The sequence below is a fragment of the Paenibacillus nuruki genome (assembly GCF_001721045.1).
In the GTDB taxonomy this organism is placed as follows: domain Bacteria; phylum Bacillota; class Bacilli; order Paenibacillales; family Paenibacillaceae; genus Saccharibacillus; species Saccharibacillus nuruki.
On record NZ_MDER01000038.1, the window covers coordinates 173,102 to 189,545 of the forward strand.

A 16,444-nucleotide genomic window follows, 5' to 3' on the forward strand; every position below is an offset into this window, starting at 1 on the left:
GCCTCCCTGAATATATAATTAGACATTCTCATAAAATTGTTGGATATCTTCGAAATCTTCCAAATCTATATCTTGTGCACCGACATCAGTGGGTGTTAATTCACGCTCTTCTTTATGCATACAGTGATCAATCATAGACCCTAATGAGCGCTCTATATGCTGTAACAGTAATTCTATAGCTGTAGCAGTATAGCGTTCAGTATTGTAATTCAGCTTAATATTTAGCTGCTCTTCTTCTATATAAGTACTACATACTAAATCGTGAATAGAAGGTACTTGAGCCAAATGATCTAATAATTCTGCTTCAAAATGTAGATACTCTTTATTCCAAACATCTCTATAATGAAAGCTAACTGGTGTATAGTGTTCAGACAATTCATTTTCCATGTATCGAAGCATAGCGTAACTCATTCCCTGATCCGGTACCTGTCTTACTGATTCTTTGACCTGTTTAAGCACAACAGCAAGATCCTCTGATGTCGTATTAAATACAAGTGGATACAATGAGTTAAAATGACCGATTGTGCGAGTGGCATCCCATGTCTGCTGTCCTTCTGTAAATAACATTTCACGTCCTGTTATTTTCATATCTATAAGAAGGGCTTGTTCATTTGGATATATCGCTAACTGTAAAGCTTGACCAAAAGCAGCCAACAAAATTTCAGAGGTATGAGTTCCATAGACATGATGTACATCAGTCATCAATTGTTTTGTTTTTTCCAGTGAGCACTTGATTGACATTTGATTCATCGGGCGTAAATTCGCTTGTTGTGCAAGCTTTGGAATGTTGTTTTGAATATCCGATGGAATCTGGTTCCAGTAGCGAACCTGGTTCTGCCAATTCCCTGTGATGAGTTGATACTCTAACTGCTGATTCCATGTCTGATAAGCGATTGTTTTATCTACAAATTGAATCGGTTGATCTGCTAAATATTGGCTGTACCCGAGTGCTAAATCTTTCAATAAAATAGACCATGAAGCTTGATCTATCAATAACTCATGTAGAGCAATGAATAAATAATCGCTCGTATTAGTATGGAAAATAGCTAACCGAATCAGTGGCCCTGTTCCTGGAATGATCTGCTGACCGATCCGTTTCTGTTCTTGCTGCATATATTCGTGATCCTGCTCTGGTGATGAAGATAAGGACAATATATCCAAGCTAAATAACGACGGGTCTGGTGTCTGATAGATCCACTTTCCTTGCATCTGCTTATTCTGATCGTTTACCTTGTCTGTCTTTTCTGAAAACTCATTATTTACAGGTATATATCCCAAACGTAGAGCATCATGATGTTCTAGCAACTTCTCTATCACTGTTCTTACAGCTTTCTCTTCCCAACGCTCGTTAGCACGCAACCATACAGATTGATAATAAGGAATAGAGATATCTGAATATTGATGTAGGAATGCATGCTGTCCAGGTGATAATATCGCTTCACCTGTTACTAGAGATTGATCTACAAGAAGAACACTAGATTGGACAATATTACTTAATCCACGAATCGATGGATGTTCAAATAACGATTTGATATCAAGTGTATAGTTATGCTCATGTAGCCTTGCAATCACTTGAATCGCTTTGATCGAATCTCCTCCAAGCATAAAGAAATTATCATGCACTCCCACCAATTCACGTTTCAATATATCTTGCCAAATTTGAGCCATTAGCCATTCTAGATCATTTTCTGGAGCCACATATTCAGTATGTGTTGCATACCCCTCTTGAGGTTCAGGTAATGCTTTACGATCGGTTTTGCCATTCGGTGTTAAAGGCATCTGATCGATAAATGTATAATGTGAAGGTACCGCATAATAAGGAAGGTGTTGGGCAACATATTGATGTAGATCTGCTCCTGTATATTCTTGTTGTGTATTCTGAATAACATAAGCACAAATTACAGGTTCTTCTTGATCATTTGTTTTAATTACCACAACAGCTTCTTGTATGCCTTCCATAGCAGTTAAGCAATTCTCAATCTCGCCTAGTTCAATTCGGAAACCCTTCACTTTAACCTGATAATCAATACGTCCGATAAATTCGATCTCACCGTTGATTTTCCAGCGTGCTAGATCACCAGTGCGGTACATACGTTGACCACTTGTAAATGGATTATCTACAAATTTCTCATCTGTAAGGTCTTCTTGCTTCCAATACCCTCGAGCCAATCCTTCACCTGCAATACATAATTCGCCGGCAACCCCCAACGGTTGAGTTCTCATTGCAGAATCAACAATATATAATTCTGTATTGGCAATAGGTTGACCAATAGATATCGAAGAAGCTTTTGTTAATTCTTTAACAGTCGACCAGACTGTTGTCTCGGTAGGACCATACATATTGAATATACGTAATCCTTCAATAGTCTGAAGTTGTTGCAACATTTGGATCGGTAGAGATTCTCCACCGATCATCATATCTTTTACATGATGTAGGGCTTGTCTACCCTCTTCATGATTAAGTAGCATTTGGAGACGAGAAGGCGTCATTTGCATCATATCAATACGATAATCGATGATTAACTTAGCGAGCTCCATAGGGTCTGCTTGATGATGACGCTCTCCTATAACTACCTGCATTCCTTCCAATAGCGGTAATATCGTTTCCAGTACAAAAATATCAAAAGACATCGTGGTTAGAGATAAGATCACTTTATCTGGAGTAAAAGGAATCACTTGCTTCATTCCTGTTACAAAATTCATAACCGAACGATGTTGCAACATTACACCTTTCGGTTGTCCAGTAGACCCTGAAGTATAGATGACATAAGCAAGATGCTCTGGTTTTACAGAAAGGTTTACATTCGTTTTATTCATATGATAAGATGCTTGATCTTCAAGATATAATACTGTGCCTGTATAATTCAGTTCTTTTAACAAATGACGGCTCGTCAGTAAAATCGAAGCTTCACTATGCTCCAACATATACTCGATCCGACCTATTGGATATTCAGGATCAATCGGAACATAAGCACTACCTGATTTGAGGATAGCTAGCAGACCAATTACCATTTCAATCGATCGATCTACCATAATTCCAATCAATTGATCGTAACCTGTTCCATATTGAACCAACGTATGTGCTAATTGATTCGCACGTTCATTCAATTCGTTATAAGTGATTGATTGTGTATTACAGACTAATGCAATATTGTCAGGCAATGATCTTACCTGTTGTTCCCACTGACTATGGATAGTCTGATTAGAAGGGAACTGCACTGCTGTATGATTAAAATCATGCAATACCAGTTGCTTTTCTATATCTGTCATTAGATCGATTTCTGCAAGTGGAAGATGGTTATGGTCAACAGCTAATTGTAAAATGTGAATAAAGTGTCGATGTAATTGTTCAACAGTACTTTGTGCAAATAATGCTGTTGCATATTCCCATGTACAATCCAATTGTTCTTTCTGTTCCGTCATATACAGCGATAAATCTAGCTTGGCTATCCCCGCATTAAATTCCTCAGGAACAAAAGTGACTTCTCCTGCTCTCAAAATATTAGTACCTGTATTTTGCAGACTAAATAGTGTATCAAATACTGGATTACGGCTAAGATCACGTACGCTATCCAGCTGTTCTACCAGTTCTTCAAATGGGTATTCTTGATGCTCAAAAGCATTTAAAGATACTTGTTTTACCTCTTCTAATAATTGATAGAAATTCTGAGACGGCTGTGGTTGTAATCGCAAAGCTAATGTATTTACAAACATTCCGATCACCGCTTCTGTATCCGCATGTCTACGTCCAGCTACAGGAGTACCAATAATCATATCGTTTTGACCACAGTATTTAGACAAAAGAATCTCATAAGCTGTCAACAACACCATATACAATGTCGTTCCCGTCTGTTGCGCTAATGTATATAGCTTGTCAGTCAGCACATTATCAATTGTGAACGTTAAGGTATGACCCGCAAATTGTTGTGTCTGCGGACGGATATAATCAGTAGGTAAGTTCAGAACAGGCAGATCACCACTTAATGTATTCAGCCAGTAAGCTTGCTGTGTCTGTAATATTCCTTCTGCTATCTGCTGCTGTTGCCACATCACTACGTCTTTGTAATGAACATGAACTTCAGGTAACCATCTTCCCTGATAACTATGAACTAATTCATCCAATAGTATCGCCATTGAAAATCCATCTGCTATTGCATGATGCATATCAACGAGAAGAGCATAATTCTGATCTGACCATGTTAATAATTGAGCTCGAAATAACGGAGATTGATTCAGTTGAAAAGGCTGCACAAAAGCCTGACGCATTTCTGGCAACTCTTTTTCTTGAATCGATAGAGTCTCTATTTCAATTGGCAGATATGGATGAACACGCTGAATCACCTGATCCTGATCCCATTCCAATGAGGTTCTAAATGATTCATGGCGAGCAACGACTTGTTGTAATGCTTTGATAAGACGCTCTGTCTGCAATGGACCTTGAATCATAAGCTGTCCAGAAACATGATAAGCTAGTCCACCATTACCGATTTGCTCCATAATATACATTCGCTTCTGTGCAGATGATACGGGATAAAAGGCTTGAGGTTCAACGGATTCAATCGGCAGATAAATAATATGTTCACCGCCCTCAATATACTGGACAAGTTCACTTATAGTCTGTAGATTGAACATTTCACGAAGCGGAATATGTATAGCAAATTCTTTATTAATGCGTGATAAAATCACGGTAGCTTTCAAAGAATCTCCTCCTAATTGGAAGAAATTATCTGTTCGCTGTATGTTTTCAATCCCTAATACGTCCTGCCAGATTTGAAGAAGTTTATAAGTCGTATCACTTTCATTTTCAACAGAAAGAATACCACTTTGTAAAGGTATTGCCGTGATTCCTTGTTGTAATGGATCAGGTAAACATTGCAAATCAGGTTGCCCATCTTCCAATACAGGAATAGATAACATAGGAATTAAAATACGTGGTTGCATATAATCAGGCAATTGTTGACTCATCTGTTGACGAATATACTCAAGATCATACGACTGATGATGTGTTTGATCCATTTCTAAGTAAGCACAAAGTTGATATGGATCGAATGTGTTACTTAAAGTGATAACAGGAATGACCACACATTTTTGGAACGAAAATGTAGTTATCATGTATTTCTCTAACTGCTCTAGATAAACTTGATGACCACGAATCATCTGAACACGATTGGTATCGCCTACATATTGAATGCGTTGGTCTATGCCCCAATACACAAGTTGACCGGTACGTTGTAACGCAGGTATAGATTGATTACTTTTCGAATCATGAGAATTAGTAAATGTTGAATGCTGTTGTCCAACATGCAACTCACCTATCGTTCCAGGCAAAGCGGGTTGACCATATTTGTCTAAGACATAAGGAAATTGTCCCTGATGATCTGCTAATGAAATCCAATATTCATCAAGCTTGTTCAAAGCAGTTGCAGACAAAAGAGTATGCTTCATCATAGGCACTTCCATATGTGCAACCACTTTTTCCAAAAATGTAACGAAGCCTATCGTCCATTCTTCAATGACTTCTTTAGAAAAAAGGTCTGCATTATAATCCATGTCTATAGAAAGTTCTTTACCTATTGGAGTGACATTCAAGAACAATTCATATTTACTATAATGAATATCATGAGTTACCAGTTCAGTGACTAATCCTTCAAAATGAAGAGCTGGCAATGCACGGTCCATATTAAAAACAGTATGAATAGCGGGTAAATGTCCTATACCACGTTCAGCCAAAGATGCAAAACTATACATTTGATATTGTTCTATCTCTTTCATCTTTTGCTTCACTTGATCTGTATATTCTGCAAAAGACATTTCCTGTGTAACTTCAGTAATAACCGGTAACAGATTTACACAATTTCCAACTAACGCATAAGCTTCCATATGTGCTTGTCCTGCTGTAGGTACACCTACAGTGACTGTAGATTGTCCTGTTAGACGATGAAGTACATATTTGAAAGCAGTCAATAAAGTAACAAATAAAGTGGTTCCCAATTGAATACTCGTAGTACGCAATTGCTGCGCCAGTTCTTCAGTCAGAGTCACTGTATGTCGACCGCCTTGAACAGAAGGTAAAAGAGTACCTCGATAGATAGATGGAAGCTCCATCACTGGAAGGCTCTGCTTCAAATACTGATTCCAGTAGGTCACAGCTTCACGACTTTTAGAATGATTTAGCTGTTCTTCTTGCCATAGGACGTACTGCTGAAAAGGAATCGATTCAGGCAAGCGAACAGGTTTATTATGTACAAGAGCAGAATAAATCTGTTCCAGTTCCTGAATACACACACCGATCGACCAACCATCTGCTATAAGATGATGGAAAGTAAACACAGCAATATACTCATCCTTTTTCATTTGCAAACATTGGATACGGAATAACGGTTCTATCGAAGTCATGGTGAAAGATAGTTGTTGCTGTTCATTCAACCATGATTTCATTTTTTGTTCTTTGTCGGTCGAATCATACATTGTAAAATCAAATCCAGGAATCAACAATTCCATCTGTGGAGCAACCATTTGATTTTCTCCATCATGACTCATGTACGTTCGTAATGCGTCATGACGTTGCATGACTGTATGTACTGCCTCTTTAAAAAGAGTCATATTCAGTTCTCCATGAAACTGCAAAATCGCAGTTTCATGAAGGGACTGAGCTTCCATTTTACCGGATGAAGAAGCAAACCATAATTGCTTCTGATCAGCTGTTAAAGGAATGATTTTCTCATTCGCAGAAGAAGGATCGATAGGTTGTGGTATAGATAATTGATCCGGATCATCATCTGGATCAGTCGGCAGATCAGGTAAAAACCCTCCATCTCGCAACTCTTGTACACTATCCTTGACTGCCTGTACAATACGAGCAATATCTTCTTCGGTATGTGCAGTAGATAAAAAGCAATTGCGTCCTTCCCAGATATAAATGCCTTTATTCAACATATGATAATAAAACAGCTCTAGATCTCCTTTTAATACAAAACGGAATAACGATCCAAAGTGAACAACTTTCATATGTAATTGTCCATCTTCAAAAAATGTATTCAATTCTGAAGCCAACTGAGCTGTTCTTACATTGAGATTCTCTTGTAATTCAGGTCCTTCTTCTTCCATACGGTTCAATACAGCCAATGCTGCCGCCATAGCTAATGGATGATGACAGAATGTACCTGCAACAAAAGTACGGCGATGTTCATGAGCAGGATAAGATTCATCTCCGAAACTCCAGGTGCCTCCATCGACTCCATCCATATATTTGGTAGTTCCAGCAACGATACCAATCGGCATTCCACCACCAATGACTTTTCCATAAGTTACTAAATCAGCCTTAATATCGAATATTGCTTGTGCTCCACCTGAATGAATACGGAAACCTGTAATCACTTCATCAAAAATAAAAGCTGTATCTGATCGACGAGTCAATTCACGAATCTGTTGTAAAAATGCTTTCGGCTGAAAATCGGGACGACGACTTTGAACAGGTTCAACAAGTACAGCAGCCAAATCATGACCATTGGCTTCAATATAATCTAAAGCTTGTTGTGTACCATAATTAAGAACAACAATATCATCGACCATATGTTGCAAAATTCCAGGTGCCAAAGGAGTAGAATGTTCTTTATTTGCACCTGCACTACCCAGAGCAAGAATGCCATCAAAAGTACCATGATACGAGCCTGCAAAAATAACAACTTTACTGCGTCCAGTAGCTGCTCTCGCTAAACGTAAAGCTACCATAATAGCTTCAGTACCGGAATTATACAAAGAGATTCGTTCCGTTCCCGTCATCCGTGTGATCGCTTCTGCCACTTGCCCTGCCATATTAGACATGGGTCCTACACACATACCTTGCTGTAACTCAGCTTCAATCTTTTCACGAATAAATGAAGGATTATGACCGAAAAAGTTCACTCCGAATCCCATGGTGATATCCACATATTCATTATTATCAAGATCCCACAACTTTGAACCTTCTGCGCGTTGGGATACAATTTGATACACCATTTCTTTTAACAATGGTCGAAATCCAGCAATATTGCGATTATTGGCATAAACAGAGCGATATTGTTGTGTATATTCTTTTGTACTTGCTGTGCGCTGATTATACTTTTCTATTAATTGTTGGATATGATTAGCTTGACGTACAGGTAACGAATGATCTGCTTGTAATTCTAATGACTTATAAGCAACAAATGGCTTCGTTTCTGGATGAATGGTTGGTTGCTGGGATGAAATGGTAGTTAGAGATGTCTGTTGCTGATCTACGATAATTGATTCAGTTACAGCTTTTTCTTGAACTACACTTGATTCTGAACCGATCGTAGCCACAGCTTGTCCATTTAATACTTCTAATTGATAAGACATTAATTGAAGCTGCTGTGCCATGATTCGTTCTACAGATGAGTAAGAACTATTCACTTCAGATTCCGGAATACTTTGGGTACGATTACTCTGCGAAGTGTAATGTTGAATGTCTGCTGTCACCGTTTGGTTCGCTGAAGACATTTCTATTTCCAGACTGACTTCATGATGGGCTGAAGAGGTATTCACAATCACTTCATGCTGAGTCCCCATTAATGTATCGATCGTTTGCTGAGGCAAAATATCTGTAATATACGTAGTGAGTATATTAAGATTCGTTAGAGATTCGAAAAATTCACTCATCGGAATATCTAGATTAAACGTATCTTTGATACTATGTCTCACTTGAGACAAATTGATAGAATCTAGACCCATTTCCAGAAAGTGAGTATCTGCTTCCAACTCTTCTGCTGTTAACTGAGATACATTACTGATCATCTGCGTAATCGTTTGTCTGACAACATCTTTCACAGCATTCTTCGACTCCTTCATCATTAGCATCGTAGATTCTTGATGATTCTGTATAGATACAACTTCATGAGATGTATTACTGTTTATTTCTTGAGATCGCAATGGTAATGAAACTGCTTGTTGAGGTGCTTCAATCCAGCACCTTTTCTGTTCAAAAGGATACGTTGGTAATGGTACACGTCGATAGTTCTTTTGGGCGTATACTTCTTGCCAAGCAATATCCGCTCCTTGTACATACTGTTCAGCTAATTGCTCTACAGCAAATAAGGTATCGATAGTCCCTTGATATTTAGAAGCAGAAGTTTGAATCAATTCTACTTTTCCTGCAAAAATCCCCAGCGCTGTTATTCCTTGTTGATGAAGTTGGGTTAACCGACTTAGGAGTTCGGTAGAAGACTGAGCTACGATAGCCACTCGATAATGTAAATGACTACGACCTGTATTAGCGGTATAACACACTTCATGTAAACGATCAGACATCGCAGGAGATTGTAAACATTCCGTATATTGCTCAATCAATTGTTGAAGTGCCTTTTCGGTTCGTGCTGATAATGTCAAAATCAAAGGATCGGTATTTATTTGTGTTCGATCCTGATCTTCAGATTCTATATATTCTTCAAGTATCATATGGCAATTGGTACCACTGAATCCGAACGAACTCAACCCTGAACGTCTTGGTATACCATCCATAGGTAGCCACGGTTGAAGCTTACGATTCACATAGACAGGCGATTGTTCAAAAGCAATCTGCTGATTCGGTGTACGGAAATGAACCAATGGCGCAAGTTGTTGATGTTGTAACGACAAAACAGATTTAATGAGTCCTGCAATGCCTGCGGCTTCATAAAGATGACCAATATTACTTTTCACTGTACTGATTGCGCAAAATTGTTTCCGTGAAGTATATGCTCGAAATGCACGACTGATGCCTTCGATTTCAACAGGATCACCTAAGCGAGTTCCTGTACCATGTGCTTCAATATAGCTAATCGTCTCGGGATCTATACCTGCATCCTCCCATGCTTGAGTAATCACTTCTGCTTGAGCCAACGCATTAGGCGCAGATATACCTACTGTACTGCCATCCTGATTGATCGCACTTCCTTTGATCACTGCTAGAATATGATCGCCATCTATCTTCGCTTGTTCCAGAGACTTCAGAAACACCGCGCCTACGCCTTCTCCCCAACCTGTCCCATCTGAACTATCATCAAATGCACGAGCACGATCATCGGAAGATTCCATGCCTAGCCCTGCTTTTAATGGAAGCAAAATCGTTTTCACTCCACCAGCCAAAGCCATTTCACATTCGCCGCTTTGAATTGCTTTGCATGCCATGTGTACAGCTACAAGAGAGGAAGAACAAGCTGTATCAATAGTTACTGCCGGTCCTTTAAGATTGAGTAGATATGAGATACGACTTGGAATAATCGAAGATAGATTCCCTATCGCAAAATTAGAAATAGAAGCTGGTGTTACTTCACTAAGTAAACGCTCGTATTCAAAGCTTGTTTTGGAAAAACCAACGTATACGCCTACCTTACGACCTGATAATATAGTGCCACCGTAACCTGCATTTTCAATCGTGCTCCAGACAGTCTGTAGAAATAAACGTTGATTAGGATCCATCAATGAAGCTTCACGTGGAGTTAATTTAAAAAAGGAATAATCGAACTTATCCACTTCATCCAAATAACCTCCATCTGCTAATTGCTGACTACGCCCCTCAGTATTCAATTGAGAAATAAAGAACTGTGCATCTGCTTGTCGTTGCTCGCTGTAACTCCCTACACAATCTTTGCCTTCCGCAATATTGCTCCAGAATTGTTCTAACGTTCTGGCTTGTGGGAATGTACCGTCCATTCCGATAATAGCAATATCTTTACTTGCGAGAGACGATGACATATTGGGTATAGACTTATGATCAGAAATATCTACTGACTCATCTCCATTTGCTAGATAATGAGCCAGTTTGGCTATGGTAGGATAGGAGAAAAAATCTGTGACTTCCACTTTCACATCGAATCGTTCTTCTAACTGATCTACGATTTGTACCATTTGTAATGAACTAACACCAATATCAAAGTAACTATCATGCACACCAATCGTATTTGTATTTAAAATATGCTGACAGATATCTACTAATTGGCGCTCCACTTCTGCTTGTTCTAGTGATGCGGATATAGAAGTGGGTAAAGATATCTCCGATAGCAAAGAATCTGGTACAGTAGCAGATTGTAACAAATCTGCTGGTAAAATAGTTTCCGCATCCTTTTGTTCTGGTATTTCTAATGTTTCTAATGGATGCAACAAAGGTTGTGTCATTACACTAGCAAATACACCATGTGCATAATCTTCTGCTAATTTAAAGCGTTGCACTTTACCACTGGTTGTTTTGGGAATACGACGAATAGGCAATACTTCATGAACTTGCCATCCACCACGATAATTGAGATGGCTTTTCAAACGTTGAGCAATAGGGGCAAAATCAATAGACTGCTTTACATGCATCACAAATACAATCATTCGATCTTGTTGAATGCTCTCATCATAGACTCCACATACGGCTACTTTGCCGAGTTCAATGCCTTCAACTTCTTCTGCCACTCGCTCTACATCATGAGGATACACATTCTGTCCATTCACAAAAATAATATCTTTGGCTCTACCAGTAATAGTCAATCGGCCTGCGCACATAAAACCTAGATCGCCTGTAATTAGCCAACCATCTGAAGTGATCACTTTAGCAGTAGCTACAGGATTATTGTAATAACCACTGGTTACATTTTTTCCACGAATATGAATATGACCAATATGAAGATCGGGTATAGATTGATGATCTTGATTGCTGATACGTATTTCACAGTTTTCTAGCGCATATCCTACATCTGCAAAACTAATTCGATTCCGATCATTGTAAGCTACTTCAACAATAGCTTCTCCAATATTTAATTGATCTCGATGCAAATGGATAGATATTAATTCTTCATGAATCGGTGGATGACTAACACCCACACTTGCTTCTGCCATCCCATATACAGCGATCATTGAAGATTTTTTTAAGTTATGTTTGCTCATCGTTTCTAGAAATAGATCTGCTAATTCAATAGAGATCGGTTCTGCTCCATTTTGAATCATTTCTATCGTAGAAAGATCCCAATTCTGTGCATTTTCAGGTTTGTATTGAGCAAGGAAAAATTTGTAGCCGAAGTTAGGAGAGCAAATATGTGTCACTTGGTGCTCTGAAGATTTTTTGAGCCAAAGGGTAGGACGTCTTATGAATAAAGCAGTAGGCATAATATATTGGGTTGCATTCGAAACGAGACAAGTTAGATGAAAAGCAATCAATCCCATATCATGAGTTAAAGGCATCCATCCGAGATAAGCTTTGTTTTCGCCTAATTGAGTACCGTGGGCAATATCGCGTGTATTATAAATTAAGTTTTCGTGGGTAAGCATGACCCCTTTAGGGTCACCTGTAGATCCTGAAGAGAATTGAATAAATGCGAGATCTTCCGCTTGCACTTTCGCAGGGATTCCTGGCGTAAGATTTTTATAGTCTAGCGCATCGATAAATAATGTTTTATTGGCGATTTTCTTATAATCTTCACTTAATTCGTGTTGAACAGCATATTTTTCTAAATTTGAAAATGTTTTGGGGTCTGTGATCAGATATGGATGATTTAACGTATTCCAAATTTTAAATAATTTCATTCGATGTTCTTCATTATTTCCAACCGTAACAGGTACAGGGATAATACCGCCTAGTAGACAGCCCCAAAATATATTCAAAAAAGAACGATTATCTTCGACTTGCATCAGTAACTCATCGCCTGCAACCATTCCTGCTGCTTGAAGTTCTCTGAGCACCAGTAAAGATTCTTCTTTTAACTGGCGATACGATTGATATTCTTCTACCGTATCCGCTGTAATATAAGTAATCCCATGGGATGCCAACTGGGCTTGATCTTCAAAAGCATCCAATAATGTCAGATAGTGCTTCATGCCAATCCCCCTACAAGCTGATGTATTAAAACGTCTTGTTGACTTGGTTTTTCACCTTTTTTGGTACGCAATATTTCACTAAGACAACTAGCCGCCTTTTCACGAATATCCGCTGCATGTAAATCATTCGTATTGGAGAGCGACACTTCGCTTAACATTTGTTTGAGTCGTTGAATAGGTTGAATTACACCTAATTCATATTCTTCTTCATTCCAATTGCAGTTAGGTAAAGATATAGATTGAGCAAGACATTCCTTAAGCCAACCATCTAAAGAATAATCTGTAATTAAGCGCTGTCTATCCTGATGTTTATCAAAAGCATAGCCGTGGGTCGTGGGAACAATATCCTCAGATAATCGTGTTAATATATTGCGTGGGCCGATTTCAATCGTTGTATGTACTCCCTCTGCTACCATGTATAACAGAGACTGTTGCCATTTGACTGCGCAAGTCATTTGATCTATTAATCCTTGCCGAATATGTACATCACTTGTGTATGGTTGTGCTGTAACATTAGAAATAATAGGCCAGCGACTTTGTTGAAATGTTTGCGTATGTAAAAAAGTTGCCAGGCGATCTGCTGCCTGTTCCATCAAAATAGTATGAAAAGGACCACTCACAGATAATAAATTCATCTGTACCTGTTGCTGTTCAAGTGATCTGTTTAACCTTTCCAGAGCCTGCGAGTGCCCTGCTACTACATGTTGAAGTCGAGAATTATAACAAGCAATCACGATAGGTTGTTCAGGTGTACTATGTTGTATACATAACCGTTCTAATTCATCGAGGTCTATTCCTCGAATAGCGATCATGCTACCTGTACCATCTTTGGCAGTGTTCTCCATGAACTGACCACGTTGCTGAACAAGTCGTAATCCCTCTTGAAAAGATAAAGCCCCACTAGCAACCAGTGCTGAATATTCACCCAGGCTATGTCCGGCAGATAAAATAGGCTCTATTCCCACTTGGTGCATGTATGTTTGAAATGCGATCATACTCATCGTTAGTAACGCGGGCTGTGTGTAAGAAGTACGTGATAATTGTTCCATTTCGCCTGTAGAACATAATGTGTACATATCATAGCCAAGTATGTCGCTGGCTTCTTCCATGATCTGTTTTGTATGAGAGTCATATTTGTATGTTTTCACGCCCATTCCTTTATACTGCGAGCCCTGCCCAGGAAATAATAAAGCAATACCACTCATAACAAATCCCTTTCCTCTCTGTAGCACCCTATCTGTATCATTATAGATGAGCCTTTTTGCAAACAGTAAACATAACAGATAACGAGCTTTTTTAAATGACTCGCTATCTGTTTTTATTTTGAAATTATTTATTATTCCATAACAGTAGCATAATCTTGTTGTTGGTAATCCGTTGTTTGATGATCTAAATACTCAATTAAAGATTGTTTGATGATATTACATCCCTGTTGTAGATATTCAGTTTCTATCGTTAGAGCAGGCATCAATTTGATCACAGTATCATTACGACCTGCTCGCTCAATAATTAAGCCCAGTTCATAACAACGAGAAACCACGAATTTGGCGGCACCTTCTGCGTCTTTTAAACCACCAAGATCAATTCCCCAAATCAAACCAAGTCCACGAATTTCTATTGTAGAATGTAATATCGCTATCTCCTGATGTAAAAATGTATGAATCATTGCTTCTTTGCGTTTGACCACTTCTTCGAGATGAACAGACTCTCGATATTCCAAAGCTGCGGTTGCACCAATAAAAGCAAGTTGATTACCTCGGAAAGTACCATTATGTTCACCTGGTTTCCAAATATCCAGATCAGGTTGAATAAGTAATAATGACATCGGTAATCCATATCCACTGATTGACTTGGATAACACAACAAGATCGGGTTGTATACCTGCTCGTTCAAAAGAGAAGAATGAACCTGCTCGGCCACAACCTACTTGTATATCATCAACAATCATCAGAATTTCATGGCGCTTACATAACTCGCTTAAACGTTGTAGCCATTCAATAGGGGCAACAATCACGCCACCTTCAGCTTGTACCGTTTCCAAAATAATAGCAGCTGGCTTTTCTATGCCACTATTAGGATCAGTCAACACATTTTCTATGTATTCAATCGTATCAAAGCTCCCCATAAATCCATGAGGATAAGGCATAAAAGTTACATTTGGCAATGGAGCACCCGCTCCGTTACGGTTATAAAGATTACCTGTAACTGCCAAACTGCCGTAAGACATACCGTGAAATCCACCCATAAAAGAGAATATACCTGTACGCCCAGTTGTTTTACGCGCTAATTTCAAAGCCGCTTCAACTGCATTGGTTCCAGTAGGCCCACAAAATTGGATTTTATAATTCATTTCTTTAGGAATAAGAATAAGTTCGGTGAATGCATCAATAAATTTCCGTTTGGCTATTGTGTACATATCTAATCCATGAATAATACCATCTGATTCTAAGTAATCAATCAACTGTTGCTTGATAAAATCAGGATTATGCCCATAATTTAGTGCTCCTGCTCCAGCAAAAAAGTCGATAAATTGTTTCCCTTCTTCAGTGACCATTGTTGAATTTTTAGCATATTGAAATACATCACCAAATGCTCTGCAATAAGACCTTACATTCGATTCCCAAAGCTCAAATGAATTCATTATTCATCCTCCATGTTTTTGGTATATTCAAAAGATTTTTGACATGCTGTGCCAAAATCGTAATACACATTTGCTTTAAATTAGATAGGATTAATTTTAGGAAGGTATGATAATTATTAGTGGAATAATTTAGCATGGGAAATAATACTCAAATGATTAAATAAAGAAATATTTAACAAATTAACTCATCAGCTAATCTAACTTGCATTCTTATGATAGATTAGTAACGAAGAGGATGTCAAACCATTAAATGGTAATTATTAATACTTATTTCATGTTTAAATAGCGTTTATAAGTAATTATTTTACATATAGTTTACAATGTCATTTTTAGAAAACATAAACAAAATAATAGACTTCTGACAATTCATGATATATACTCAAGCAGATCATTCCAGTATTTGGATAATAGAAAGGTGGATAATATGGCGAAGTCTATTGGTCATTATTTAAAAATTTTTGTTCCACTTGGTATTATTGCAGGCGTTTTGGTGTATGTATTAAATATGTTTGGCTTAGAAGTTCCGCTTGTTATTGGTAATAAAACTTATTATGGATCAGAAGCAGCTATCAGAGAATTAATAGCAGTTCCTGTAGGGTTTATTATTTTAGGCTTTATTGTAGGTATCCTTGTATACGCCTTCAGAAGCAAACAAACTTCTTAAATGTTCTTCTAACCACCTATTAATAACTTTTTTGTTTAAAATCAATCGATCTGTTATGTACATAGCTAATTATTAAAAAAATCAGACAAATGGCTCAAATTGTCTGATTTTTTTATAATTTATTGACTATTATCTTTATTATAAATACTTTTATAAGTAACTATTTTACATCTTTATCCTGTTAAATATATAAAAATATTATATATTTAACAATAAAAAGGATGTTATATTTCAAATTTATTCCTAATTTCATATTGGATATATGGACAACATCATATAAAACTTTTGTCTCGTTATCATTAAATTAA

4 protein-coding genes are annotated in these 16,444 nt (G+C 37.9%); 1 reads left to right on the plus strand and 3 read right to left on the minus strand.

Going from position 1 to position 16,444, the window contains the following annotated elements; genetic code table 11:
- Positions 1-18: 18 nt before the first annotated feature.
- From PTI45_RS11095 to ectB, 3 genes are all read right to left on the minus strand, one after another.
- Entirely contained in the window at positions 19-12,831 is a 12,813-nt protein-coding gene (locus PTI45_RS11095) for a non-ribosomal peptide synthetase (RefSeq protein ID WP_069327638.1), read from the minus strand.
- Complete coding sequence (fabD, locus tag PTI45_RS11100) at positions 12,828-14,036, minus strand: ACP S-malonyltransferase (protein WP_069327639.1); 1,209 nt, start codon at positions 14,034-14,036, stop codon at positions 12,828-12,830. Before fabD ends, PTI45_RS11095 begins: the two co-directional genes overlap by 4 nt.
- A 131-nt stretch (positions 14,037-14,167) precedes the next feature.
- Positions 14,168-15,472: a diaminobutyrate--2-oxoglutarate transaminase gene (gene ectB, locus PTI45_RS11105; protein WP_069327640.1), complete on the minus strand. Its 1,305-nt coding sequence runs from the start codon at positions 15,470-15,472 to the stop codon at positions 14,168-14,170.
- A 424-nt stretch (positions 15,473-15,896) separates the two neighbouring features.
- Here ectB and PTI45_RS11110 point away from each other — a divergent pair, with 424 nt between their 5' ends.
- Positions 15,897-16,136: a hypothetical protein gene (locus PTI45_RS11110; RefSeq protein ID WP_069327641.1), complete on the plus strand. Its 240-nt coding sequence runs from the start codon at positions 15,897-15,899 to the stop codon at positions 16,134-16,136.
- Positions 16,137-16,444: the final 308 nt, after the last annotated feature.

Excerpts from the sequence above, each read along its gene's own strand:
- PTI45_RS11095 (WP_069327638.1), bottom strand. The coding sequence starts at position 12,831 with ATGAAGCACTATCTGACATTATTGGATGCTTTTGAAGATCAAGCCCAG.
- PTI45_RS11110 (WP_069327641.1), top strand. The coding sequence starts at position 15,897 with ATGGCGAAGTCTATTGGTCATTATTTAAAAATTTTTGTTCCACTTGGT.
- fabD (WP_069327639.1), bottom strand. The coding sequence starts at position 14,036 with ATGAGTGGTATTGCTTTATTATTTCCTGGGCAGGGCTCGCAGTATAAA.
- ectB (WP_069327640.1), bottom strand. The coding sequence starts at position 15,472 with ATGAATTCATTTGAGCTTTGGGAATCGAATGTAAGGTCTTATTGCAGA.